The organism is Ammoniphilus sp. YIM 78166, assembly GCF_004522215.1.
Lineage (GTDB): Bacteria > Bacillota > Bacilli > Aneurinibacillales > RAOX-1 > YIM-78166.
This window is the reverse complement of the sequence record NZ_SDLR01000002.1, coordinates 837068-863804: the sequence shown is the minus strand read 5'-3', so window position 1 is coordinate 863804 and position 26737 is coordinate 837068. Positions and strand designations below refer to the sequence as shown.

24 protein-coding genes and 3 pseudogenes are annotated in these 26737 nt (G+C 43.0%); 9 read left to right on the top strand and 18 right to left on the bottom strand.

All coding sequences use genetic code 11. The features are described from left to right. Positions 1–301: 301 nt before the first annotated feature. Together EIZ58_RS10470 and EIZ58_RS10465 are read left to right on the top strand one after the other, a co-directional pair. Complete coding sequence (locus tag EIZ58_RS10470) at positions 302–640, top strand: YmaF family protein (RefSeq protein WP_134700600.1); 339 nt, start codon at positions 302–304, stop codon at positions 638–640. Positions 641–756: 116 nt separating this feature from the next. Continuing rightward, positions 757–1563, top strand: a complete 807-nt coding sequence (locus tag EIZ58_RS10465; RefSeq protein ID WP_134700598.1) for a DUF2935 domain-containing protein — start codon at positions 757–759, stop codon at positions 1561–1563. 30 nt (positions 1564–1593) lie between these two features. Here the strand turns inward: EIZ58_RS10465 and EIZ58_RS10460 are convergent, their stop codons facing one another. From EIZ58_RS10460 to copZ, 3 genes and pseudogenes are all read right to left on the bottom strand, one after another. Beyond that, positions 1594–1824 carry an SHOCT domain-containing protein gene (locus tag EIZ58_RS10460; protein WP_134700596.1) on the bottom strand — a complete coding sequence of 77 codons (231 nt, stop codon included), beginning with the start codon at positions 1822–1824 and terminating at the stop codon, positions 1594–1596. A 17-nt stretch (positions 1825–1841) separates the two neighbouring features. Beyond that, a pseudogene (locus EIZ58_RS10455) lies at positions 1842–4203 on the bottom strand (heavy metal translocating P-type ATPase). 80 nt (positions 4204–4283) lie between these two features. Next, entirely contained in the window at positions 4284–4487 is a 204-nt protein-coding gene (gene copZ, locus EIZ58_RS10450) for a copper chaperone CopZ (RefSeq protein WP_134700594.1), read from the bottom strand. Positions 4488–4785: 298 nt separating this feature from the next. Here copZ and EIZ58_RS10445 point away from each other — a divergent pair, with 298 nt between their 5' ends. Further along, positions 4786–4983: a hypothetical protein gene (locus tag EIZ58_RS10445; RefSeq protein WP_134700592.1), complete on the top strand. Its 198-nt coding sequence runs from the start codon at positions 4786–4788 to the stop codon at positions 4981–4983. A 61-nt stretch (positions 4984–5044) separates the two neighbouring features. On the opposite strand, the gene EIZ58_RS10440 is transcribed toward EIZ58_RS10445, so the two are convergent. Continuing rightward, positions 5045–6208, bottom strand: coding sequence for a F510_1955 family glycosylhydrolase (locus EIZ58_RS10440; protein ID WP_134700590.1), 1164 nt, complete (start codon positions 6206–6208; stop codon positions 5045–5047). A 753-nt stretch (positions 6209–6961) separates the two neighbouring features. Here EIZ58_RS10440 and EIZ58_RS10435 point away from each other — a divergent pair. Continuing rightward, positions 6962–8059, top strand: coding sequence for a YncE family protein (locus EIZ58_RS10435; RefSeq protein WP_134700588.1), 1098 nt, complete (start codon positions 6962–6964; stop codon positions 8057–8059). 88 nt (positions 8060–8147) lie between these two features. Here EIZ58_RS10435 and EIZ58_RS10430 read toward each other — a convergent pair whose 3' ends face one another. The 6 genes and pseudogenes from EIZ58_RS10430 to glmS all read right to left on the bottom strand — a co-directional run bounded on the left by EIZ58_RS10430 (position 8148) and on the right by glmS (position 14834). Continuing rightward, entirely contained in the window at positions 8148–8534 is a 387-nt protein-coding gene (locus tag EIZ58_RS10430) for a DUF302 domain-containing protein (protein WP_134700586.1), read from the bottom strand. 176 nt (positions 8535–8710) lie between these two features. After that, positions 8711–9994 (bottom strand): cell wall-binding repeat-containing protein, encoded by a 1284-nt coding sequence (locus EIZ58_RS10425; RefSeq protein WP_205672137.1) that lies wholly within the window; start codon positions 9992–9994, stop codon positions 8711–8713. A gap of 531 nt (positions 9995–10525) precedes the next feature. Continuing rightward, positions 10526–11952: pseudogene (locus EIZ58_RS10420) on the bottom strand (alanine/glycine:cation symporter family protein). 386 nt (positions 11953–12338) lie between these two features. Then, a complete protein-coding gene (locus EIZ58_RS10415; protein ID WP_134700584.1) occupies positions 12339–12539 on the bottom strand; it encodes a hypothetical protein in 201 nt (66 codons plus the stop codon). 143 nt (positions 12540–12682) lie between these two features. Continuing rightward, positions 12683–12775: pseudogene (locus tag EIZ58_RS10410) on the bottom strand (GapA-binding peptide SR1P); the annotation flags it as partial. Positions 12776–12998: 223 nt separating this feature from the next. Further along, a complete protein-coding gene (gene glmS / locus EIZ58_RS10405; RefSeq protein WP_134700581.1) occupies positions 12999–14834 on the bottom strand; it encodes a glutamine--fructose-6-phosphate transaminase (isomerizing) in 1836 nt (611 codons plus the stop codon). 320 nt (positions 14835–15154) lie between these two features. Here glmS and EIZ58_RS33245 point away from each other — a divergent pair, with 320 nt between their 5' ends. After that, complete coding sequence (locus EIZ58_RS33245; protein WP_167577604.1) at positions 15155–15307, top strand: hypothetical protein; 153 nt, start codon at positions 15155–15157, stop codon at positions 15305–15307. Between the two features lie 76 nt (positions 15308–15383). Next, a complete protein-coding gene (locus EIZ58_RS34795; RefSeq protein ID WP_255438240.1) occupies positions 15384–15515 on the top strand; it encodes a hypothetical protein in 132 nt (43 codons plus the stop codon). 360 nt (positions 15516–15875) lie between these two features. On the opposite strand, the gene EIZ58_RS10400 is transcribed toward EIZ58_RS34795, so the two are convergent. The 3 genes from EIZ58_RS10400 to EIZ58_RS10390 all read right to left on the bottom strand — a co-directional run bounded on the left by EIZ58_RS10400 (position 15876) and on the right by EIZ58_RS10390 (position 18073). Beyond that, entirely contained in the window at positions 15876–16229 is a 354-nt protein-coding gene (locus tag EIZ58_RS10400) for a DUF2512 family protein (protein WP_134700579.1), read from the bottom strand. 78 nt (positions 16230–16307) lie between these two features. Continuing rightward, positions 16308–17195 (bottom strand): 50S ribosomal protein L11 methyltransferase, encoded by an 888-nt coding sequence (locus EIZ58_RS10395; RefSeq protein WP_134700577.1) that lies wholly within the window; start codon positions 17193–17195, stop codon positions 16308–16310. Positions 17196–17200: 5 nt separating this feature from the next. Then, positions 17201–18073: an NAD(P)-dependent oxidoreductase gene (locus EIZ58_RS10390; protein WP_134700575.1), complete on the bottom strand. Its 873-nt coding sequence runs from the start codon at positions 18071–18073 to the stop codon at positions 17201–17203. A 146-nt stretch (positions 18074–18219) separates the two neighbouring features. On the opposite strand from EIZ58_RS10390, the gene EIZ58_RS10385 reads away from it, so the two are divergent. From EIZ58_RS10385 to EIZ58_RS10375, 3 genes are all read left to right on the top strand, one after another. Continuing rightward, a complete protein-coding gene (locus EIZ58_RS10385; protein WP_134700574.1) occupies positions 18220–19311 on the top strand; it encodes a YheC/YheD family endospore coat-associated protein in 1092 nt (363 codons plus the stop codon). Between the two features lie 150 nt (positions 19312–19461). Beyond that, positions 19462–19986: a C40 family peptidase gene (locus EIZ58_RS10380; protein WP_240689002.1), complete on the top strand. Its 525-nt coding sequence runs from the start codon at positions 19462–19464 to the stop codon at positions 19984–19986. Between the two features lie 51 nt (positions 19987–20037). Continuing rightward, a complete protein-coding gene (locus EIZ58_RS10375; protein WP_134700570.1) occupies positions 20038–20811 on the top strand; it encodes an SDR family NAD(P)-dependent oxidoreductase in 774 nt (257 codons plus the stop codon). Positions 20812–20844: 33 nt separating this feature from the next. On the opposite strand, the gene purF is transcribed toward EIZ58_RS10375, so the two are convergent. The 5 genes from purF to EIZ58_RS10350 form a co-directional block, all read right to left on the bottom strand. After that, complete coding sequence (gene purF / locus EIZ58_RS10370; RefSeq protein ID WP_134700568.1) at positions 20845–22230, bottom strand: amidophosphoribosyltransferase; 1386 nt, start codon at positions 22228–22230, stop codon at positions 20845–20847. 12 nt (positions 22231–22242) lie between these two features. After that, positions 22243–23082: an alpha/beta fold hydrolase gene (locus tag EIZ58_RS10365; protein ID WP_167577603.1), complete on the bottom strand. Its 840-nt coding sequence runs from the start codon at positions 23080–23082 to the stop codon at positions 22243–22245. A 62-nt stretch (positions 23083–23144) separates the two neighbouring features. Beyond that, complete coding sequence (locus EIZ58_RS10360; protein ID WP_134700564.1) at positions 23145–23876, bottom strand: MBL fold metallo-hydrolase; 732 nt, start codon at positions 23874–23876, stop codon at positions 23145–23147. 246 nt (positions 23877–24122) lie between these two features. Next, entirely contained in the window at positions 24123–24425 is a 303-nt protein-coding gene (locus EIZ58_RS10355; protein WP_134700562.1) for a HesB/IscA family protein, read from the bottom strand. 70 nt (positions 24426–24495) lie between these two features. Beyond that, positions 24496–26409: a heavy metal translocating P-type ATPase gene (locus EIZ58_RS10350; RefSeq protein WP_370297667.1), complete on the bottom strand. Its 1914-nt coding sequence runs from the start codon at positions 26407–26409 to the stop codon at positions 24496–24498. Positions 26410–26737 lie beyond the last annotated feature (328 nt).

The window sequence follows — 26737 nt, the reverse complement described above, 5'->3', positions numbered from 1 at the left end:
GTTTTCTTCGCCCGTACTAGGTAAAAGGACCTCTCACAAGAGAAGCCCTTCTATACCTATCGAATGAAGCTTTTTATGTTATTCTTTCCACAGTTTGTTCTAGAATATCATTACTCTATTTCCTCTATATTTTTGATTACTCTCCTTAGCATCTTCGTTAGTATTTTCTGCTCTTCCTCACTAAAGCCTTTAACCACCTGAGACTCCTGTATATTAAATTGAAATCACTTGGGCTAACGCCCAACCAACAAAACTTCTCCTTTCATATAGTTAAATGACTAGATCAAAAGGGGTTGTTTATGTGAAGAAGATAAGCAAGGATGATGCAGTACGTGGTCTTGTACCCCATCATACTCACGGTTCTGTAGATTACACCTCCGTAGACCAAGGGCATGTTCATCAATGTCTAGATGTGACATCGCCACCAATACCTACTCCAGATGGCGGGCATATCCACTACACCGAAGGTTATGTGGTATTTGAAGATGGTCACACCCATTACTATAGAGCCTATTCAGGCCCAGCCATTCCTGTAGGCGAAGGTAGACATGTACATTATTATGATTTCTTTACTACAGAAGATGCCGGTCATAAACATCGTATTAGAGGGGTTGATCAGCCAGCCCCAGGTGACCGCTAAAGATTGGCAAGGATTGTCTATTGACAATCCTTTTTTTATTCAAAAAAATTAGGCAATCACCCCATAACCCTGACCTCCATTTGACCATAGATTATGGGTGTAAAGGGGTGAAAATTTTGACGAAAATTATGACCATCAAATCTTTAAGTGACTTAAAATCACATCGTTCTTTATTTGTGAGTCGTTCATTGGAAGAAAACCGTTTTTGGCTTCGAATCATGATGGAACATGCATTTTTTCTTCGACTAGGCTTTCCAACAACCGCAACCAAATTAATAAGACAAGCAAGAGACTTCCAAGATATTTTTGAACGTCAGTTGGAGCGAGCACTTCGAACACCGCCGGAACCAAAACTTGTACGCCAGCTTAACAATGATAGCATCATCTTAACAAGAAGAATTGCGGATTTTAAACAACGGGTCTTAAATGATATTGTGACTTGCCGAATCCGTGGGTTCAATTTCCCTCTACTCGTTGACCACATTCGCCGAGAAGCCCAATATTTTCTTCAAACGCTTAGAAATTTGAATCAAGGTGTTGTAAAACCTATTCGGGATGAAATTATCGACGAAAATGTTTTCTTCCTTCGAATTATGGCTGAGCATTCCAAATTTATTGCACATTATCTCGACCCCACAGAAAGAAGGTTAATATTACAGGCCGACCAGTTCGGACGGAAGTTCGACCAACTCCTAGTTCAAGCTAAGAATATTGAAATTCCTAATCGACAAACAGCGCTAAATGCTTTAGAAACTGTACAGATTGCTACGACACAATTACGTAACTTTAAACGACAGGCAACAAGATTGATTGAACAATGTGAAATACGTAGTTTGATTCATCCAAGATTAGCTGCTCATGTTACAAGAGAAGCTAACAAATTCCTTTCTATTATTGAGCGATTAGAGGAAAGGGTAAGCTAAAAAGGAATATGGGGTGGAATGTTTTCCCTCCTAACCCTTGTTTAATACATTACGCTTTTCATTGAAATCTGCCTCTGTAATTTCACCTTTTGCAAAACGCTCTTTAAGTATCATCATTGGTATGTCAACATTCGTATTCTTTTTCCCCAGGGTCCGAACAACAAAATAGACAGCGATTAACGCGGCAAGAAGGATAGGTCCCAGCATCATCATGCCCATCATACCCATTGTCCCCATGCCCCCCATCATTTCACACATCATGAGAAATCACCACCCCTTTAGATTTTCACTTTTTTTAGCCGTAGTGCATTGGTTACTACAGACAGAGAACTGACCGCCATTGCAGCTCCTGCAATCCAAGGTGTTAAAAGACCAAAAGCGGCTATTGGGATCCCAACCGTGTTGTAAATGAATGCCCAGAACAGATTTTTCTTAATATTTCTCATGGTAGCTTTGGAGAGTTTAATGGTGGTGACTATTGCTCTCAAGTCACCTCTCATGAGGGTAATATCACCCGTTTCAATGGCAATATCAGAACCAGTTCCCATAGCCATACCGATGTCTGCTGTTGCCAAAGCTTGGGGCATCATTCACACCGTCTCCAACCATTGCAACGATTTTGCCTTGGTCTTGGAGCTTCTTCACTTCATTCGCCTTTTCTTCTGGAAGAACCTCCGCAAGGATTCGGTTAACTCCTACTTGCTTGCCTATCGCCTCTGCCGTTCTCTGGTTATCACCAGTTAACATGACCACTTCTAAGCCTAACTTTTGAAGCTGTTGGATGGCTTCTTTGGAGTGTTCCTTCACCGTATCCGCAACAGCCAGAATCGCTGCCAACTCACGGTTGATGGACATAAACATGGCTGTTTTTCCGTCAGATTCTAATTGTTGGGCTTTTTCTTCATAAGGAGTCAGGTCTATCTGGTTTTGTCTCATTAATTTTCTTGTCCCGATGCTTATTTCCTGATTACCAACTATGGCTTCAACCCCAAATCCAGGAATCGCTTTGAAAGACTGAGGGTCTGGAATATCCATTCCTTTTTCTTTCGCTGCCTCTACAATACATTCTCCTAATGGGTGTTCGGAATTCTTTTCGGTTATTGCTGCAATCCTGAGTACCTCTTCTTTACTCTGCTCGTTGAAAGCGATGATGTCTGTTACGTCAGGCTTCCCTTTGGTGATAGTCCCCGTCTTATCCAACACAATGGTCGTTAACTTCTGGGTATTTTGCAGGAACTCTCCCGATTTGAAAAGAATCCCATTCTCCGCCCCTTTTCCAGTTCCGACCATCAAAGAAGTAGGGGTTGCCAAACCCAAAGCGCAAGGACACGCGATAACTAACACCGAAACAAAGCTAATTAAAGCCGGTGTGATTTCACCTGGCATAACGATAAAGTACCAAATCAAAAATGCTAATACGGCAATACCGAGGGCTACCATAGCGAAATACCCTGAAATGACATCCACTAGACGCTGGATTGGTGCTTTTGAACCTTGGGCTTCCTCCACCACTCTTACGATTTGCGAGAGTGCAGTATCTTTCCCTACTTTAGTGGCTCGGAATTTAAATGTCCCATGTTTGTTAATGGTAGCTCCAATTACCGAATCCCCCACTTTTTTCTCCACCGGTAAGCTTTCACCGGTTAGCATAGATTCATCGACAGCCGAAGTTCCTTCGATAAGTTCTCCGTCGACTGGAATCTTGTCTCCAGGTCTAACAACGACAACATCACCGACTAGAACGTCTTCTATTGGAATATCTTTTTCGGTACCATCCCGTAAAACTCTCGCTGTTTTTGCCTGCATGCCTAGTAACTTTTTAATCGCATCGGAAGCTCTACCCCTTGCAATATACTCCATCGTTTTACCCAATAAAACGAGGGTAATGATGATGGCACTCGCTTCAAAATACACATGTACCTCACCCATAAGGGTCAAGGCAACACTGTAAAAATAGGCGGCACTGGTTCCCATCGCTACCAGAACGTCCATATTGGCTGTCTTATTTTTCAGGTTTTTATAAGCACCAATATAAAAATCCTTACCTGCAATAAATTGAACCGGCGTTGCTAGCAACCATTGGAACAACGGGTTATAGATGATGGCAGGATATTCGGGAACCACACCCGTCATTCCCAGCATATAGACCAAAAATGGAGCTGTAAGAATGGCAGAAAAGATGAACAACCGCTTTTTTTTCTCAATAAATTCATGTCTTCGTTCTTCTTGTGCCTTAGATTCCTCTTGGGCATTCTCTTTGATTTCCGAAGCCTTATATCCCAGGCTTTCAATCGCCTTGATTATCTCCGAAGTCTCTACTCCTCCCTGAAACGTGACCGTTGCTCGTTCATTTGCTAAATTGACGCTGGCTTCCGTCACTCCTGGAGTCTTTTTCAACTTCTTTTCAATTCGATTAACACAGGCTGCACAAGTCATTCCTTCCACAGCCAATTCCACTTTATGAGTAGGAACATGATATCCGATTCCTTCTATTTTCTGAACTAGCGTAATTGCATTGGTTTTATCAGGCTCAAAAACAATCGTTGCTTTTTCATTGGCTATATTCACATTGGCTTCTTGAACACCCTCGACCTTGGTTAAAACCTTCTCTATCCGGTTCACACAAGCCGCACAAGTCATTCCTTCTATAGGAAGAATAACCTTTTCTGTGTACCTAACATTGTCACCCACTTTACTCACCTCACAATTTATGAAAGGTTTTAAACGACATCGTACCCTTGGTCTTCAATTGCTTCTGTGATGTCGTTATCGGAAATTTTTGTTTCATCAAATTCCACATATACTTTATCATCTTTCAGATTCACCTTTACTGTCTGAACCCCGATTTTGTTTAGTGCACCTTCAATGGATTGAACACAGTGTTGGCAAGACATTCCTTTCACATTCAAATCTAACTTTGTCATATTTTATTCCTCCTTTGATTTATTAAATCATGTTCTGTTATACCAATATACAATACCCCCCTATTCTATAATGTCAATACTATCTTAAGCCTATTTTATGGTTTCTCTAAACAGTCCCTAGGATGAATAATTTTTTTCTTAACTTAATAATAGTGCAATTGTGTGTAGAAAGTGTAATGTTCACACTTCTGTTGGAGTTCACTTTTTGGTCATCTTATCCGCCCTTCACCATCATCATTTCTACATATTTTTTAATTATTATGGCTTTGTATTCACAATAGCGAGGGAGGAAAACAAGATGAAAAAGAAAATTGCTCTATTTGCATTAGTTGCAACCATGGCATTAGGTACCTCTGCATTTGCAAGTGGACAGGGAATAGCCCATTGTGTCAAAATGTCTAAGGGTCAACATGTGGCTGAATGTGCACAAATGATGGAGCGAGGAGTTTCTGAATGTGCCACATCTCCTGAGTGCCCAATGGCAATGGCGAAATAAAAAAACATTAAATAACAAAAAACAGGGTCAGCAAATTTAGCTGTCCCTGTTTTTTAAATTGCTAATCCTGATTACTCGCAATGCCCTTCTTAACAGTTTGGACCCAAGACTTTCCGCTATCCTTCGTCATATAGATATCCTTGTTATATGTTGCAAAAACATATTCATTAGGGTCCTGTGGATTCTGTTTCACATAGGCAATCGCATCATCCTTATCTAGCGGTGGAATGTTTAAATCGCTTTGGCTCGTTCCATCCAGACTTAGACGAAGTAACTTTCCAGTAATACCGACCAATACTGCATTGTCATGTGTAAAAGAGATTGCCGCGACCATCACATCCGGCAAAACAGCGTCAAAGGTGTTGCCAAAATCATTTGAAATAAACCCACCTTTATCTGTACCAATCGCCACAATCCCACTTTCTGTAGGGTGTGCAGTCAAGGTTGTAGGCTGCCCTTGAATACCTTCTAATTTACTTTTGTTCCATGTTTTTGTCTCATCTGTACTGTAATAAAAACCTGGTTCATTCATTCGAGAATTTGGCTCTGGATTAAAGACATAGATATCTTTAGTCCGATACCCGACCGTTAGACCGTGAAAGTCAATTTCTTTATATAAGTCAAGGATCTGCAGCGTTTTTCCTTTGTCCGTGCTTTTGACAATCCCAAACGGGTTCTCCATCTTAGACCCTGGAGCAGGATGTCCACTGCTGTAAAAACCATCCTCTGCCATTGAGAAACCCATATAATCATGTTTTTCTCCTTCCTCATGGCTTTGCCACGCACCATCCTTGTATATTTTTAAACCATCATGTGCTGGTACGAAAATTTCTTTCCCATCACTTGTATAATCTAAACCATGTATATGATGAAAGTTAACTACCCCTTCGGAAATTGGAGAAGCACTCATCCATCCAAGAATGACCCCCATAACCAAAGGCAATAAGCTGGTCAAACCAACGGCTTTTCCGGCTTTTTCTAGTTTGTTTCGCTGTATCCTTTCTTCCTTTTTCTTTACATTTAAGCTCTTCATTCTTCTCCTGACTAGAAACCAAGCAGCAATCAAAATAATAAACACAGCGATAGACGTAATAAATCCATATCGAATTAGATTTTGCATAAAAATTTCTCGTTGATGCTCTTCTTCGGTTCCGTGCGCCAAAACATGTAAAGGAACATAGAACATACTTCCCGCAATACCTATACCATAAATGAGATGTTTCATATGATGAGCTATCCTTTCCAGATTTATAAGTTTATAGCATTATCTTATCTCTTTTTTTCTCGTCAATAAAAAATAAAGTAGACCGATAGTTGCGATTGGAACTACGGTCCAAAAACAAACCGTAACAAATGAATGAATCATAACCCATATCGGGTATCCTGCCATTACAGTCGGTGCTATGGAGAGGCATAATAAACCCGCAACAATTAGTATCCCTGCCATAAACCAAACCAGATATTTCATGTTCCCATCTCCTCTTTTCCAATAGGATAGGAAAACTCCTCGAAAATTCTGCTCCACGTCTCAATATTTTATTACTAAAATATTCCCCCTTTATATTTCACTGCCACAAGTAATACATAAGAACGAGATTTTCCAAGCTGTTAGCAATTTATTATGTCGTCTATACGTTCTATAAATAGTTTAAGATATATTTGTGAAAAAAGTATGTAGATACTATATCTCAGCGATTCCCTAGTTCATGTCACTTGAGTTATTTTATGAATTTTGGCACAAGAAAACGCTAGGACAAAAGCTATCCTAGAGTACTTAGCTATAGTTTGTTGAACCACCATGTTATACCTTATGGGTGTGACCCTTACCTTGCTCGCGTTGTTTACGCCACCCATAGCGGGTTATTCCACGAGGTTTGTGTTTCGTCACAAAACTGTAACTAAAGAAAGCTAATCCCATCAAAGTTTCTTCACAACTACCATCTAAGATGAAAAGGAGAAGAAAATGGGAGGTTACAATATGAAAAAATTCAATATCCTGTCCATAGCTTTAGTTGCAATTTTCGTGTTAGGAGCTTGTAGTAATACAGAAACCAATTCAAATCCAGAGCAGAATAACGAACAAATAAAGGTGGAAGAGCCTGTCACCTCAGAAGTTCCTGCAGAACAACCGAGCAACTTAAGCCCCTATTATTTCACCGCTAATCACAATGGTATTTCTAAAATAGATGCGAATTCAAACAACCTTATTGAAACTATTCAAGTAAAGGGTTCCGTCCATAATGTTCAGTTGTCCCCAGATGGAAAAACGTTAGCAGCTACTCTCATTCCAGAGTCTGAACACGGGCATAAAGATGACGGACATGGACACAACGATGAATCCAAAGGGTTTGCTCTATTTTACAATGCTGAAACAAATGAATTAATTAAAAAAGTCGAAGTAGGCTTACACCCAGCCCACATTGTTTTTACGGCCAATAACAAGTATGCCCTTGTAACCAATAGTGAAGATAACAATGTTTCGGTGATTGAGTTAGGTACTTATCAAATCGCTGAAAACATCCCCACCGGAAACGGTCCACATGGCTTTAGAATCTCCGCAGATAGCAAGTTTGCTTATATTGCGAATATGCTTGAAGATACCGTGAGTGTCATTGACTTAGATATCTTAAAGGAAACAAAGCGGATTAAAGTGGGAGATACACCGGTCACAACGGCTGTAACATCAGACGGGAGAACCCTTCTTACTACATTAAATAGCAAAAACTCTCTAGCTATTGTGGATTTAACCAATGATTCTGTTGAAGAAATCAAAGTTGGAGACGGTCCAGCACAGGTATATATCCAATCAGACGATAAATTTGCCTTCGTTGCCAATCAAGGTACCCATGATAAGCCGTCTAACACGATTACTAAAATAGATTTACAAACCAAACAAGTCATAGCGACTATTGAAGTAGGGAATGGCGCTCACGGGGTCGTAACAAGCGCGGACAATCGGTTTGTATATGTGACCAATATGTTCGATAATACAGTCAGTGTAATAGATAATAAAGAAAACAAGGTAATTACTACTTTCAATGTTGGTAACGAACCGAATGGTATTACTTTAAATTAGACAGAATGCGTCTTACAGTTTTTAAAACAGAAAGGAGCTTCTAACCAACACATATCGTTGGATGAAGCTCTTTTGTTTAGGATCCGATTTACTTACTTTTTTCCAGCACTCCAACTAGGTTTTGTTCAATACCTTCGGCAATCTCTTTTAATTCTTCATCATCCAACAGGTTTATCATTGAAGTTGGTTTAGGCAACCCTATTTTTCTTTTACCATCGCTTTCGTAAACAACAATTTTACAGGGCAAGAAATAACCCACTAATTCATTGCGCTTTAACTCTTGCTGCTTCGTGTGGATTACTACTTCAAGAATTCGATATGGATTCGTATAGGTATCAACACCTTTTTCTTCAAGCTTAGCTGGGAGGTCAAGTTGCCATAGGATACCGAATTTATGCTCCTTCAGATTTTGCTCAAGTGAATTAATCGCGTCATCAATAGATTTATTAGTAATTACGGTATAATGAAAATCCATTTTCAAAACTCCAGCGACTAGTATTTTCTTCTTAATATTTCCAACCAGAGAAAAATACATCTTAAAAAAGAAAAGTTTAGAAATTCAGGAACATACAAAAAAAGAGCGTAACTCAATTATGAATTAACGCTCTGCGAAATTAACTAGTCCAGACCAGAATTGGTCCCTTAGGCTGATTAATGATGTTTATTATGGTCTGCTGGTTGTCCCTTCTTATCCGTGCCTTCTGCTTGGTTTCCACCACCAGCTCCATGCCCTCCATGCCCTTCTCCGGTTGCCGAAACAATTTCAAGCATATCATCAATCTCTGCCTGAGCATCAAACGTAAAGCTCTCTATAGCCCCTGTTAGCCAAGCATGATTAAAAGGTCCATCAGAAGGAGTTAACTCAAATTTAGGTTGGATAGACATCACGTAATCCATAACTGACGCTGGCATCTTATCGTTATCCGTCCATAACATCGGAGCGTGTTTACCTAGGTGCGAGAATGGAGCTGCCGCCAGTGCTAAACCTGCAGAACCACTTGGAATAAAGGAAAGGTTATGCCCTGGTTTCGTTATCCCCCAACCGAATTGGGTTTCACTATCTTTAAACTGGGCGAAAGCTATCGCGTTCTCATAAGCATCGTTACCAGAAATTCTTGTTACCTTACCGTATTGCTTTAATTGCTCTTCAACGGCTGAAGATACCACGGTGTCCGGTCCCAGAAGATATATATTGGCTTTACCGTTACGGGTTTGGAGTGCATCCACAGTTTCTTGTGGAACTTCATCTTTACTTACTAGAAGTAGAGGTTCTGACATGTGAGAAATCCATTTTACAGCAGGTAGTGTAAATTCAGGACTATCCATTGAACCAATTACAACGGATTGCGGAATCTCATTTGCCGCCTTTGCATAGTACGTGTCAATGACCTTGCCATAATCCGCTGGACTACTTGCTTGGAGATGGTCCGTCTTAAACCCTAATGTTTCCAATTGCTCTTGTACCTGATTATCAAATTCCCCCACTAAAATCACTTGAATCCCTTGATTTTCTTGCGCTCCTGTTGGATTTAGTCTTTTTATTTCATTCAATGTGATTTCTGGGATTTCATTTTTACCGGTGAATAATAAAGGTCCATTGTTAGGAAAATGAACTAAATTTGCGCTGACCGCAGCGATTGGCCAATCGTCAGGATTTACTAGAATTACAGCTCCAGGGCGGTTCTGTTCATTAGTCGACGTCCAAAGTGTTTGGGATACCAATACCGCTGCTTCAGTTGGGTCATTTGTATTGATGCGGGTCGTATTCTTGGTTGCTACCCAAGGTGTTTGATTGGAAGCAGGCTCACTTACTGTATTAGGTGTTTCTGTTGGTGTCGTCGGAGCTGCTGTATCCGGCTCTTTCGATGTACAGCCTGCAATAATGACCAAAGATGCGATACCTATTATTCCAGCTTTCATGAGATTTTTTTTCATACCCTCAACTCCTGTAAGCTTTATTTCTAATCATTACGTGACCTATTATGGATTATAGCCCGTAATTATGTAGGAAGTGTGAAGAAACACGGTCGTTTTTCATTATTTGTTTATTCTCGTCTAAATCAATGTTAGGTTATTCACTTACCAAGATTAATCACAACCATTCAGCACTATCAGCCTCAATGTAAACCCATGGTAAACATGCTACTAGGTAGACCGGCTGTTTCAGCAAAAACCATGCTGGAATAAACAAACTTAACCAAAGAATAACACACGTACTCCAAAACACACTATCTCTGGAAAGCACTGGGAGCACCGCTTTATCATAACCAAATGGCTTATTAAACAAAAAACCACCCAAATTACTTGGGTGGTTTTGCCTATACATATTATCTAAATTCATTCCAGATAAATTCAAATCTATTTAGATAATCCTTTATACCTTGAATGCCGGATGTCACGGACTTGATGAATTTTGATTCGTAGTTCAAGACAAGAGAGTTGCTACCACTGTAGGATACGACTCATCTAAACCGCTTTTCGTTGATTCCCTTTAGTGGGTTCTCCCCAACACTCTACATTCTGGAGTCCATCAATGTTCGAGACATGGAAGATCGGATCGATTCCCTGCCGCTTTTGCTGTTGATAATCTTTTAAAGCGGCTAGCGCAATACGTCCTAACATAAGAATGGCAATCAAGTTTGTAATCGCCATTAGGGCCATGAATAGATCAGCTAGATCCCAAACGATTCCTACTTTTGCTACTGAGCCGAACAAGACCATCCCCACAACAGCAAAGCGGTAGATTAGCAGCCAAGTTTTACTCTTTTTAATAAACTCTATATTCGTTTCTCCATAATAATAGTTTCCAACAACCGAGCTGAAGGCAAATAGGAGAATTGCCAAAGCTATGAATCCAGCTGCCCAAGATCCAATATGAGGAGCGAGAGCGGCTTGAACGAGTTCAATACCTGTTAACTCTTTTCCGTAAGCATCGGATAGCAAGACGATAAAAGCCGTTGCACTGCACACTAATAGAGTATCTACAAAAACCCCAAGAGATTGGATAAGACCCTGTTTTACCGGATGCGTGACATGAGCGGTAGCCGCTGCATTCGGAGCACTCCCCATTCCGGCTTCATTCGAGAACAGTCCACGTTTAATCCCATCATGACCGCAGCGCCCATTCCCCCACCAGCAATTTGTTCAAGGCCAAATGCGCTTCTTACTATCATGGTGAGAACAGCAGGCAGCTCTGAAATGTTCGTGATCATCACATAAAGGGCTAGAATCACATATCCCCCCGCCATGATAGGAACGATAAATTGAGAGGCTTGCACAATTCTCTTTAGACCACCAAAGATAATAAAGGCTGTACATGCAGCCAGAATCACACCCATAATCATGCGATTAATGCCATAAGCCGATTCCATAGCCACCGAGATGGTGTTGGCTTGTACCGAATTGAATACAAGACCGAAACATAAGGTAATAAGAATAGCAAACACTATACCCATCCAGCGTTTATTCAAGCCTTTTTCCATATAATAAGCCGGTCCGCCTCGGAAATTCTCTTTATCCTTGACCTTATAAATCTGAGCCAAGGTAGATTCGATGAAGGCAGATGCCGAACCAATTAACGCAATCAGCCACATCCAGAAAACAGCTCCGGGTCCTCCAGCCGTAATCGCAATGGCAACCCCAGCCAGATTCCCTGTACCTACTCGCGAAGCGGTACTGATACAGAAAGCCCCGAATGAGGATACTTCCTTTCCTCCTTTGGAGGATTGGCTTGCCCCTTCCCCGAGTAAACGTATCATCTCCCCAAACATTCTAAACTGAACCCACTTCGTTCGGAAAGTAAAGAACAGCCCGACACAAATAAGAGAGGCAATAATTACATAAGACCACAATAAATCATTACTTTTTGCAACAAACATCTCTAAAAATCTCATTATTCTAACCGCCTTTCCCTCTTGATGATATATTGAATGCTCATGAATGCTTGCTTAAGCGGTTCCACGTTAAAATACTTTATTGATTATACATACTTATGTCGATTTTGTGAATGACATCTAGTATTTTAGCAATATTTCAAACTGATGATCGATTGAATTTGTTTTTATATAAAGTTATTAAGCTGCATGTGAACGTGGAAGTTTCTTGGTCAGATAAATGCCTTAAGGAACGAAAGTCAACTAGAATAGTAAAGCCCTAGGAAGTGCCTACTGGCAATCCCTAGGACTCTGAAGTTTCAATTATGTCGCCACCCTTTTGTGTAACAAATAATAAGACCGAACACAGCCATACTGATTCTGACGTAAGGTTATGAGCACTCTGCTTACAATAGCTTAAATAGTGTCATTTTTCCTTTTTCAGTAATTGCAAAAGCATTCACCGAAATCTGTTTAATATATTTACGCTCACACAAAAAAGCTAATTGATCAGGGATTTGAGGATCATCAATTTCAAGATAGAGTGTATGTTTATCGACAATTCCCTTCTGATCTAAAGAATTAAGAATCTGTTTTGTTAAAACCATAATTAACCACCTTTATACACTTGTTTATGTAGTTCATAGTATCAACACAATAATCTTATTTTGAGGGAATATATGAAAATGACTAGCGCTCGTCAAAGCATTCGCTAGTCATTTTTTATTTTGTAATTTTATTTTTCATTTTGGCAGCAGGTACACTTTCCGTAAAGTACACTTATCTTTTCATCTTTCATGAAATCGATTGTGTGTTCACACTCTTGGCAAACTAAAATTGTCATTTTGTTCATCTCCTTATCGATTGATGTGTCACAATTACCAATAAGTATATCACATTTGTATTTTAATATCGTTTACAAAAAATTAAAAGACTGCAATTTATGTCTTTGTTGGACAAGGTGAGTCCCACATTGCACACTGATAGCTTGACTATATTTAAAAATAAAAATCTCATTTATTAAGGAAGCATAAAAATGACAAAAAAAAGAGCAAGGATGGTTATCCTTACTCTACAGTCAAAGACTTCGCCAAATTTCTCGGACGATCCACATCATGATCACGGACGATTCCTGAATAATAAGCCAGCAACTGAAGCGGAATCACGGCCAAGATCGGCATCAAATAGGGATGGGTTTCAGGGATATAAAGCACCTGATCCACCTCTTCAACCAGAAGCTCATCTCCGGTGGTGGTGATGCCAATCACAAAGGCATCTCGAGCTTTCACCTCGCGAATATTGCTGATGACTTTATCAAGCACATGATGTTGGGTTGCTAAAGCAATTACGGGAACACCGGGTGTGATTAAAGCCATGGTTCCGTGCTTCATCTCTCCTGCTGCATAGGCATCCGCATGAATGTAAGCTACTTCCTGCAGCTTCAGAGCCCCTTCTAAGGCCAGAACATAATCTAAGCCTCGCCCAATTAAAAACAAATGCTCCTGGTCAAAGGTGACTTGTGCAAATTGATCAATGGCATCCTTTGTCATAATTAAGGTCGAATCAATATCTCCTGGTAAGCGGGCCAGTGATTGAAGCAGGGAAAGGGTAATTTCTTCTTCAAGGCCTTCCCTTTGTTCTTTGAGCCATAGCGCGAGAAGCATGATCGCCGTCAGCTGGGAGGTATAGGCCTTGGTAGAAGCCACAGCAAGCTCCGGGCCCGCTTTCGTATAGATGGTCGAATCCGCTTTACGCGAGATCGTGCTGCCCACGGTATTGGTAATCGCAATGGTGGGACACTTCAAACGCTTGCCTTCTCTTAGCGCAGATAAAGTATCCGCTGTTTCACCAGATTGACTCAAAACCACAATTAGACTGTCTTCATCCAGAGGTGGATGATCGTCCCTGAACTCTGACGAATAGGAAACGTGAACAGGGAGCTGCAGGAGCTGCTCCAGCACTTTTCGGCCAATCATCCCAGCATGGTAAGAGGTTCCGCTCGCCACAATGTCGATCTTTTTTAATTGTTGGACGCGTTCTTTACTCCAGGCTGCTTCTAATTCCGGCAGATGAATGCCTGATGAAGTCAAGCGCCCTGCAAGCGTTTCTTCCGCTGCCTTGGTCTGCTCAAAAATCTCCTTTAGCATGTAATGCTCATAGTCTTGGAATTGGACATCTTGCTTATCCCATTCCACGCGCATTCGTTTAGGTTCGATTGCTTCCCCATCAACGGAAGTCAATTGCACCTTGCCCGGAGTGAGGATGGCGATTTCTCCATTTTTAATCGGGTAGATCTCTCTTGTATAAGGAAGTAATGCTGGAATATCCGAAGCTAAAAAGGTTTCACCTTTTCCAAATCCAATAACCAGGGGGTTGTCTTGGGAGATCGCCACAATGGTTTGTGGATGCTGCTGCGACATGATCGCAAGGGCAAATGAGCCCTTAAGCAAAGGCAGCACGGCTCGTACGGTGGATTCAAAATCTCCCGTGTCATGCTCCTCTAACAGATGGGGAATGACTTCCGTATCCGTATCCGTCCGAAAGGTATGTCCGCTCTTCTTTAATCCCCTCTTCAAAGCGGTGTAGTTCTCAATAATTCCATTATGGACAACTAAGTAACGATGATCACACCCCGACAAAGGATGGGAATTCTGCTCAGATGGGGTACCATGCGTCGCCCAGCGGGTATGTCCAATACCTATGGTTCCCGCAGGAATCGGTTCTCGGAGAATGTGGGTTCTAAGATCCTTTACCCTTCCTACCGCTCTTCTTTTTTCTATACTGGTACCAGTTGAAATGGCTATGCCAGCGGAGTCATACCCGCGATAATCTAATTGATCTAAACAGTCCAACAGGATGGGCTGAGCATTCCGTTTACCTATGTATCCTACAATTCCACTCAATCGTTATCACCTCGTTCAACTCATGCACCTCCATTATAGCGAATTGATCTGGTTTGTGCGAATGATTGGGCGTATTCCTTACGAATAAACCATTTGCTTTCTAAGTAATTTTAGATTTTCAATGTCACAAACGTTGAAAAAGCGGTTATCTCTGGAGGGCATCTATATGTAATTTGTCGGTAGGGATCAATTTCAAAAAAAATTTATCAAATTCAGGCAACATAATACTTGGAGGATAATATATTTCTACTAATGACAGAAATCATAATTTCTTCATTCGTTATGATCTAACACAATAAAACTAAAAGGAGGCATGTACGATGAGCCTAGCGAACTGGTCTGATATCATCGACATCTGCAACAACAATTTCAAACAAGAAACTTTCCTTCGCGCGAAAAGGAAAAAAATCTCCCTTTCACAACTTCACAAAACAACGAAAGCTCCTCAACAAGAAGCTATCGCCCTAAAGTAACGCTTTCCCTCTTCACATCAACGTATAACCAGGAATACACTGCCATATAAACAAGGATTAGCATGGAGGGTAAGCAATGAAGGATTTCAAATGGCTTAAGGTGGAAAAGTCGAAGATTCACGACTATCCAAGAGACGCTCGATATATCATTAAGACCTATAAATTTTTAGGCATTCCGATTCATAAAGAGGTGATCAGGTGGTTTTAGTTAGATCAGGGTGTCCCTAGGCACCCTCTTTTTTAATGATTACCGTTGGGTGCAAATAGTACGGTATCCGCTCTACCTAGGTTGGCCGACCGGTCCGATCGGTCCTTTTTCCTCTGCTTAAAGTGGAAAAACTCCACTTATTTAAAGCAACAAGGGAAAATAAGAGCGAATACGTGGTAAAACTCCACCTATTATGCTGGGAATCGTTCCGTGATGAGGCTTTGAATCTGCTTAGGTGGAGAAAATCCACCTATACACCGCCTTCTAGCCTTCTCTATCGTAAATAGATGGATTTTTTCCACTTGTCCCCCTACCAACCTAAAACCACAGAAAAAAGGATGAAGCCAACTCGCTTCACCCTTAGGTGGCCTTCTCCGTTTTTCCTTCACGGATTAGCCAACGGTGCTGATAATATTCGGTTATGGCTAAGAAAGATGCTGCAATGAGAGCTCCAATCATCGATACATAAGCTCCAGCAAAGAAAAACTGGCTAACAAAGACGATGGCGGCGCTAGCGAAAAAGTCCACGATGGTCATCATCCACAGTCTGCCTCTTTGCAGCCACATGACTTCCATCATATGACCGGAAAAGGCTAGAACAAGTCCAACAACTAGCGCTTGATAGAACCTAGGATAATAGACGTCCATTGTTATCCAGTTCACAAATAAGATCACGGTAGGGCAAACCACGATTTTCATCCACAAACCTGTCACAGACCATTTCACTCCTCAAAGCGGTTAATTTGATCCTAGTTTACCCCCAACTACTTAAAGTATTAGTAGGATCCCTTCCTAAGAAGGCTCTTTTGCGAAAAGGAACGTGACCCATTCATTGGATTGCAATCGCTGAATCCCTTTGAAGCCCGCTTCCGACAACATGCTCTCGAGCTTCGCCGTATTCCACTCTACTAGCCCAGACACCAAGAGCTTTCCATGGAATCCGTCTAACAAGCCATGCCTCTCGAGCAGCTGAAGGGCTTCGTCTCCCCCGATATTAATGAAGATCCAATCAAAGTCCTTCCTTAATACGTAATCCCCGTGCAATAAATCTTGTTGCTCCACTTGAATGTCGACTCCATTCTGGGAAGCATTGTACTCGATTTCGCGTGCAACCGGCTCGATATCAATGGCCAGCACGCGGCTTGCCCCCCGCAGTGCGGCCGCGATGCCTAAGATGCCTGAGCCTGTCCCGAGATCAGCTACACAAAGACCGGAAAAGTCCTGTTCTAAAATCACACGCAGGCAATCTTGAGTTGTCCCATGCAATCCGGTGCCAAAAGCCACTTGAGGATCAAAGCGAATGCAGTGAGCATCCTGGTACTGCTCCGCTCGCTCAGGTAGACAGATCATCCAGCCATTTCCCAGATCAATGTCTTCGAAAGGTTGCTGCCACGCATCCTCAGTCAAGAGTTGGTAGGCGATTTGATCCTTTTCTAACGAAAAAAGCTCACCGATCAATTCTAGATAAGCATCCGGTAGATGGGGCCTGTCCCCTTCTTCTGCATAGATTTTAAGATCCACCAGAGCATCTGGCTTTTCCTGATAGTCATAGCCATTCTCGGTGGTAATCACCTCAATGGGGGTATCGTAGGAAACATAATAGACTCCCGCGTGATTCAGCTTCTCGATATAATCATCCGCCATGGCGTAGGGAATCGTGATCGTAAATTCATGAAGCATCTTCTTTACTCCTGTAAGAAAAGTTTGTATAAGGCTTGCGTTCCGCTATCCGCTTCCCCTTGATCAGCTAGCTGCTCATATAATGACTTGGCAAGTTTCAGCCCGGGTGTCATTAAGCCCATTTCTTCAGCGGCTTGAAGCGCAATGTTCATATCCTTGATAAAATGCTTAATATAGAAGCCTGGTTCAAAGTTACCCGCCATCATGCGTGGGGCCAGATTGTTCAGCGACCAGCTTCCTGCAGCTCCCGCCCCAATACTCTGCAGAACCAGAGCTGGATCCAATCCTGCTTTCTTCGCATAAGCCATCGCTTCGCAGACACCTATCATATTCGAAGCGATAGCAATTTGATTGCTCATTTTAGTATGCTGTCCTGCCCCCGCTTTTCCCTGTAGCACAATATTTTTCCCCATGACTTCAAGAATCGGCCTTACGCGTTCAAAGGCGTCCGGATCTCCTCCAACCATGATCGTTAATCGAGCCTCTTTCGCTCCTACATCCCCTCCCGAAACCGGGGCATCCAAAGCGATCATCTCTTTTTCTTTGGCCAGCGCATAGATCTTTTGAGCCAGAGATGGGGTTGAGGTAGTCATATCCACCATGACCGTACCGGCCTTGGCATGGGCCAGGATCCCCTCTTCACCTAAGTACGTTTCTTCTACATCACTTGGGTAGCCCACCATGGTAATGATGACCTCTGCTTCTGCTGTGAGTTGGGCTACCGTATCCTTCCAAGTCGCACCCTCCTCCATCAGCTCTTGAGCCTTGTTCTTGGTTCTGGTATAAACCAATACGGGATAGCCCGCTTTCAACAAGTGGCCGGCCATACTTTTCCCCATCACTCCCACTCCAATAAAGCCTACGATCGGTTTAGACATGTCTTCCTCTCTCCTTTAGCCTGCAGATGTTTTCTCCCCTCATTATAAGAAAGATCCTTATAAGAAACAATTGCCAGAGCGAATTCACAGATTCCCCTTCCACACATACAATATAACAGACTATGTTGGAGGAGATGTCTTCTTTTATGAGGAAACCAATTATAGGTATTTTAACCTGGAGACAGGGAACCCGATTTGAAGAACCTAACTACCTCCGCGGGTTAATATACGAAGGTCGTAGATTAGGAGCGACTATATTCTTATTCTCGCATGAGGATATTTTACTAGAAGAGAAAAAAATAAAGGGCTTTATCCCACACTCTGCATTTGGTTGGAAGAGTGCAATCTTCCCTTGGCCAGATGTTGTCATTGACCGTTGCAGGAAAGGGCTGCCTGGCTATCGCGCCTTGCGTAAACAGAAAGATTTATTTCGATATGCCAACAGTCCTTATACCAATAAATGGAGTGCCACTCAGCTTTTTTCCCAAGAGGAATCGTTAAGTAAGTGGATTCCTAAAACCGTTGAATATACAACGGAGAACCTCAGAGACATGTTAACTCAATATCCCATCCTTTATATTAAACCCGGAAACGGGACGGGCGGAAGAAGTATTATGCGGCTGACTCGATTGAAGGACGGCATACACTTTTTGGGTCGATCGCGTAACTTAGCAACGAAATCAGCCACGTTCCACAACTATGCGGGGCTCGTTGCAGCCGTTCAGCAATGGGCTTCCAAAGAAAAGATTCGCAATGGAAACTTTATGATCCAACAAGGATTGAATCTAGAGCTCATCCCCCATCGAGTAGCTGATGTTCGACTGCTCATCCAGAAAAATCAAAGGGGGGAATGGGAAATTACAGGAGCTGGAGTGCGGGTAGGACCTAAGCATAGTCCCACGTCCAATCTTCATAATGGGGGCAAACCGATCCCGTTCAAGAAATTGATATTCGCCCGTTTTGGTAAAGAAAAAGGGAAAGAAATTCAAAAAGAATGCCAGTTGCTCGCCTTCCATGTTGTGGAAATTATTGAAGAGCACTTTGGGAATATGATGGAATTTGGGTTAGATATTGGAGTCGATGTTGATGGAAATGTATGGTTAATTGAGGTAAATCCTAAGCCGGGACGTGAAATATTCAAAGAGCTCGGTCTTTCCAATGTTTACCGCAAATCGATTCAGCGCCCCGTTCAGTACGCGATCCATCTCGCTCAAGACCCCACCTATACCCCTATTTGAAAGAGTTCCAATAAGGAACTCTTTCAAATTTTGGAAGACTGTTGGTAATTTTTAAGGAGTTCTCACCTCTCAGTAAATCCTTTACTATTGGAAAAAGCACTTTCAATGCCAAATCAAAACACTACTACTACGAGAGGATGGAACAAGTCCATGAAAAAACTACTCCATCTTACCCTTGCCGCGATGCTGCTGACGACAGGAGTTTTGGGGTTTACTCCACAAGCTTCTGCTAATACGGCAACGACGAGCTCCTTAACTAGCACGCAAATTCAAACACTACGAACCAAAGTTGTGAAAACCGGGCATCAATTTCTCGGCGTACCCTATAAGTTCGGGGCAGAATATGAAACGTCCCGCCGATTTGACTGCTCCTCGTTCGTACAATACGTTTATAAAAAAAATGGGATCAAGCTTCCTCGTGGGGCGAGAGATCAATACCGAGCAGGGACCCCGATCGCGCGTAAAAACCTTAAACCAGGAGATCTTGTATTTTTCTCCACGAAAGCCACGACAAAATATTCGCGTACCTCTGTTAAACGAATCGGACATGTTGGGATCTATGCTGGGAACAACCGGGTTCTGCATACGTTCGGCGAAGGCGGAGTCAAATACAGCACCATGGCCAGCGGCTGGTGGGACAAGCACTATGTAGGAGCTGCGCGCGTAATTAAGTAATTTGATACAATGGACAAAACCATGTACTAGCTTTTGAGGGAGTGACTAGTTTTGTCTTCATTTGTACTGATTACAGGCGCTTCAAACGGAATTGGGTATGAACTCGCGAAGCATTTTGCCCGAAATGGGTATGCTCTGGTGTTGGTTGCCCGAAACAGAAAGAAATTAGAAGAATTGGCCCAAGAGCTGGAATCCATGTACGGCACAAAAAGTCATATACTTGTCAAAGACTTATCGATTCCTGGGACTCCCCTTGAGATTGCGGAGGAACTCCAACAAAAAGCCTTACCGATAGAAATTCTCGTTAACAACGCTGGGTTTGGCTTATATGGGTTGTTTTCCGAAACGGAGGCAAAAGAAACCCTGGATATGATCCAGGTGAACATCTCCTCCCTTACCCATTTAACCAGGCTGCTTCTCCCTGAGATGATGAGCAGAAAGTCCGGGAAAATCCTGAATGTCGCATCCACGGCTTCCTTCCAACCGGGTCCGTTGATGGCTGTTTACTATGCAACGAAGGCTTATGTTTTATCTTTTTCCGAAGCTCTTGCTAATGAGCTTGAGCCCTATGGGATAACAGTGACAGCCCTTTGTCCTGGCCCTACCGCTACTGGATTTGAACAGCGCGCCGGTTTCCGAGCTTCCAAGCTATTTAAAGGCATGAGCGCGGAACAAGTGGCTGTTATAGGGTATGAAGGCCTTCAGCAAGGGAAAACGGTGGTTATCCCCGGTCTAAAAAATTGGTTGCTTGCCTCGAGTGTTCGATTTATCCCGCGTCGAGTGATCACGAAAATCATCCGCCGTTTTCAGGAAACGCGGGCATAAACAAAAGGAATGAGGGTACTTGTAGGAGTACCCTCATTCCTTTAAATACAGTTTCGTCGGATAAGCCCCATTAAAGCAAGCCAGGCAATGCTCCGGACCATTTGGCATACCCATGCCAATCACCTTTAGCAGTCCTTCTTCGCTCAGAAAAGCCAAAGTATCCGCGCCGATGGCTTGTCCCATCGCGACTTCTTCCGCATGGCGATTGGCGAATAATTCTTCTCTGTTGGGCATATCGATGCCATAATAGCAGGGATTTCCGACTTTAGGAGAGCTAATACGTACGTGCACTTCTTTTGCACCGGCTTCACGCAACAGCTGCACAATTCGCTTACTCGTGGTTCCACGGACGATGGAGTCATCCACTAGAACGACTCTTCGGCCTTCTAGCAGCTCTCTGACTGCGCTTAGCTTAAGACGAACGGCAAGTTCTCTAAGCTCCTGAGTGGGTTCAATAAACGTTCGGCCTACATAAGGATTTTTAATAAGCCCGATCTCGTAGGGAATACCTGAGGATTGAGCGTACCCAATGGCCGCTGGAACACTGGATTCCGGGACCGCAACGACTACATCCGCCTCCACCGGATGCTCTTCTGCTAGGATTTTGCCTAGCTCTTTTCTTACGGACATCACGCTACGCCCTTGGATCACACTGTCTGCTCGAGCAAAATAAATAAATTCAAAGGAACAAAGCGACTTCTTTTCTTCCTCTGCAAAGGTTCCCGTTCGAATCCCGTCCTCATCCACGAGAATCCATTCGCCCGGGACCACATCTCTCCAAAAAGTGGCTCCCACCGCATTTAAGGCACAGGTTTCGGAAGCCACCACGATTCCGTTCTCTCCAATTCTGCCTAGGGATAGGGGACGCAATCCATGGCGATCGAGAGCAATCAGCATTTGTTTTTCCGTCATCATCAGCAACGCAAAGGAACCGTGCACTCTCTTAAGTACATCCGGAGCAGCTTCAGCGAATGTCTTTTTAGCTGAACGCGCAAGAAGGTGTGCGAACACCTCGGTATCCGTGGTCGTTTGAAAAATACTTCCCTGTTGCTGCAGCAGCCCTCGTTCGTATTCGGCATTAACAAGATTGCCGTTGTGGGCTAACGCAAGATCTCCTTCGCGGTACTTGAATACAAGAGGCTGAGAGTTATGCAGCAAGCTTTCTCCCGTCGTAGAATAGCGAACATGCCCAATCGCCATCTGTCCTTCTAGGCGGTCTAGGATCTCCCTCGTGAAAACCTTCGTCACTAACCCCATCCCCCGGTGATAACTGAAGGTTTTTCCATTACTGGCCACGATACCAGCACTTTCTTGCCCACGGTGTTGAAGAGCATGAAGTCCGTAATAAGTCAGGTCAGCTGCTTTCGGATGATTGAAAACCCCGAAGACCCCGCATTTTTCCTTCATTTCACTTCCCATTGGTTCCTCTCCTTATCTAAGAAAATCAAGGATATGATGGTTGGTTTCTTCCCACTTTTCCTCATGTAAGAAATGACCACAATTCGAAAAGGTAACCAACTGAGAATTAGGCAAATCCTCACGCAAGCGGTGGGACTGCTCTAGTGGAATCACCCGGTCATTTTCTCCCGCTAAAATAAGGGAATCGTGTTGGATCTGCTGATAAGAATCTTTGTACTTTCCAAAGTCAAATTCACGCAGCATGCAGAGATACGATTCCTCGAAGCCTTGAGAGTAGATCGGGTTTAAATAGGCTTTAATCTCTTCCGGCGTTAAGACATCAGGGTTATAGTAGGCTCCTTTTACCATTTCCGCTAGTACGTCCTCTTTTAAGTATTTATTGCGAATAAAGCGTTTAATGAATGATTTGTACGGTAAATGTCCCAGCAGTTTAACCCATATAGGAAGCTTATCCCTGTAGCCGGAACTGCCAACCAAGACCAGTCGCCCAATTAAGCGTGGGTTCTTGAGACATAACCGCAGTCCTATTTCTCCCCCCATCGAACTACCAATATAATCTACACGGCCAAGGCCCATCCTGGTGATAAATTTTTCCATCATTTGGACATGATCATCAATCGAATAACCTGAGCCTAGCGGCTTTTCTGAATATCCGAAGCCTTTTAGATCAACGGCAAACACCTGATAGGATCGGGCTAGTTCATCAATGTTATATCTCCAGGTAAAAGAGTACGCTCCCAAGCCATGAACTAAGACAAGCGGCTTCCCCTCTCCTTTTACTACATAATGAATTCGCACGCCATCAATCTGTATGAAATGACCTTTCCACACACTCTGGGGCTGATTTATCATAGGCATTACCATCCGTTTATTCATTGTAGTAATAGTATAAGTATGCCCGGGAAAAAGTGCCTCTATTTCACTACCCAACTTTTCAGTTCAGAGGCAAGCTGAACAGGACCCGTAAATCTTTGTTTCGCCTGTTCCACTAAACGCTGATGCTCGCCATAATGAGGAAAATGGGCAAGGATCAAAGCTTCGACTCCTGCGAGTTGCGCCAGCTGGCCGGCCTCTCCCCCGGTCATATGCCCTGGAACCTGGTCTTTTTGTTCGTCATATAGACTAGACTCACAGATCAGGAGATTGGCCCCCTTACAGAACTTCACGAGCTCATCGGACCACCCCGTATCAGCGGAGTAAACAATCGACCTTCCTGCAGAAGAAAACTTCATAGCAAGACAATAAGCAGGATGAACCGTAGGGCAAAACGACACCTCCCACGGTCCAATCGTGATCTTGCGATCGGCACTAATTTCTACCCCATGGGAATAAGTCTGATAGGTTAACGAATCAAATGGGCCTTCTCGATGCGCATAAATGGGAAGCGAGTCCTTTCTTTTTCCCAATAGGGTGTTGATCAGCAGAGCATACTGCATACAGCCCAAATCCGCTATATGATCGTGATGATAATGAGACAGCACGAGAGCATCCAATTGTTCAACGGGGACGATCTTTTGCATTTGAGCGAGTACCCCACTGCCGCAGTCGATCAACAGCGTAAAGCCTTCATCCTCTAGAAGAAAAGACGTAGTAGCGGATCCCGCTTCCGGGTAGGCACCCCAGAAGCCTAAACAGGTGAGTTTCATCGATTAGCCCTCCTTGATATTATTCCTTGTAGTTTTGCCAGAACTAGAAACTACATGGGCGACCAATTTATCACAATAGCAGAGAGTGTCTTCTCGCTTCGGCTTCTCTTTTTTGATCCGTATGATTCACTGAAACCGCCCTGGAGCGAAAATGGAGGTATCATAGAAGCCGAATGAAGAAGGGCTTCTTCCAACATAACAAGTTGAGAGAAGCCCTTCTTTTGTGATTTTAACTCATCCTTGCTCTTAGTGATCGCCGTGATTTCCTTTGCTTGGATTCGTAATCACAAATCCTTCTTTAGGGATATAGAGATAATCGATCTTTACCCCATCTAACAGTTCTTGATTTCGGTCGAGAAGAACATCAATATCTTTGTCGGTTTTGACAATAGCATCATTTTCTCCTGGCTCATCCACACCTATACCATAGTGGGCGTGATCTCCGTGAGAATGTGTGATATACACCCTGAGGGTTTTGCCCTGTGTGTCTTCCTTCTCCATAATCTCTTTTATTTTTTTAGCTGCGTTTCTTGTAATTTTGCAATTCATAGCTTTACCCTCATTTCTCAGTTCTCATATCATTCATATACCATTATAAACCAAACTCTATTAATCCAACCTACATTTTTAAGAGTCTCAGCCCATTCAATATCACCAGGATGGTACTTCCTTCATGGCCGATAACCCCTAATGGAAGAGCAAGCTCATAGGCGAAGTTTGAAAAAATAAGCAAAAAGATGATACTCAGTGAAAACACCATGTTTTGCTTCATTACTTTTTTCGACCGTTGTCCGAGGCGAACCGCAGCTGGAACCTTTTCTAGATCGTCTTTCATAAGTACTAGGTCTGCCGTCTCGAGAGCAACATCACTGCCTGTAGCCCCCATGGCAATCCCTACCGAGGCCGTTGCTAAGGCAGGAGCATCATTAACGCCGTCTCCCAACATAGCCACTTTTCCATACTTCTGTTTTAATTCTTTTACCATCTCTACTTTTTGCTCTGGAAGCAGATCAGCATAGTAGGCATCTACCCCTGCCGCACTCGCGATATTTTTAGCCGTAGCTGATCGGTCCCCCGTGAGCATGACCACTTGAATCCCTAATTGCTGAAGCTGCTTAACGGTTCGTTTCGCTTCCGGGCGAATGGTATCCTGGATGCCAATGACTCCTGCTAAACCTTGTGTATTCTGAACATACACCACCGTCTTGCCCTCACCCTCCAGCCGTTCCGTCAGAAGCTGCAATTCGCCTGTCAAAAAAGACGGCTCCATAAAAGCTCCTTTGCCAATTTTCCAATGCTCCCCTTCTAGTGTTGCCTCAATTCCAAAGCCCGGAATCGCCTGCACTTCCTTCGGACGCTCAAGTGAGGCTCCTAGCTCTTCAGCCTTCTGGACAATAGCCAAGCTGAGAGGATGTTCAGACAGACTTTCAATGGAACCGATGGTGCGAAATAACTCTGCCTGACTCAAAGACTGAAACACATGAATATCTGTCACTTGGGGGCGTCCATAGGTTAAAGTCCCTGTTTTATCTACAGCCAACACCTTAATCTCTGCTAAATTTTCTAGATGCGCTCCTCCCTTAAACAAAATGCCATGTCTTGCCGCGGAAGAAATGGCAGACAGAATCACTGGCATAATCGATGCAACTAAAGCACAAGGAGAAGCTACAACCAAAAACACCATCGCCCGGTAAAGCGACTGCTCCCAATCCCAAGATAGCAAATAGGGAGGAACGATTATAAGCAGCACGGTAACCCCAATGATAACCTTCGCATAAATCTTCTCGAATTTCTCCATAAAGCTCTGGGAAACAGGCATCTCGCTTTGCGCTTCTTGAACCAACCGAATAATTTTAGAAAACAGAGTAGATTCACTTCGACAGGTGACCTCGATGACGAGCGAGCCTTGACCATTCAAGGTACCGGCAAACACACCGTCCTGCGGCCCTTTCTCTACCGGTACGGATTCTCCCGTGATGGAAGCCTGGTTAACTAAGGAGGTCCCCTCAAGGACCATACCATCCGATGGGATTCGTTCTCCTGGTCTTACAATAACAAGATCTCCGATCTGCAAGTCCTCAATGCGCATTTCCTTTTCCTGATTGTCCTTCAACACGATGGCAGTTTCTGGCTTCATCTCAATGAGTGTGGCAATATCGCGATAGCTGCGCGCAATCGTGTAACTTTCCATAACCCCACTTACGGCGAAAATAAAGATGAGAATGGCTCCCTCTAGCCAATATCCTATTGTAGCCGCTCCTATAGCGGCCAGCAGCATTAACAAGTTCACATCGATTTCTCTATCCTTGACTAAGGTGATCAAACCTTCTTTTGCTTTAACAAAGCCTCCTATCACATAAGCGCAGATAAATAGGAAAGGGGCTAAGACAGCAAAGTCCATTTGTTCTACTATCCATGCGATTAAAGTCAGCCCTCCACAGGCTAATGCCGCGATCCCTTCTGCATGCCGCTTCACAAACGCAACCACATCTGGCACATTGTTTTGTATTCTTGAATCGTGCTCGGGTCTAATGGTACTCACGTCTCATCCCTCCTGATAATGAAATTCATTTAATTTCTCCCCCTAAAATGAGCCGATGCTGCTGTCACAAGGACAGCAGCATCTTAGTTAAGAATGATTATTATTATTTTGTACACATCTAATTTTGTTGCCCATAGGAAACTCTTATAATTCCATTATATGCTACCCTCTGATTTTTGTAAACAATAATTTGACAATTTAGGTTAACGCCATTATAATAAGGTAAAAATGATAATTATTCTTAATTAGGAGTGGATTTCATGACTCTTCAATTGATAGAAGTCGGTCTCTTGTGTAGTTTGTTGGTTGCCTTGCCTTT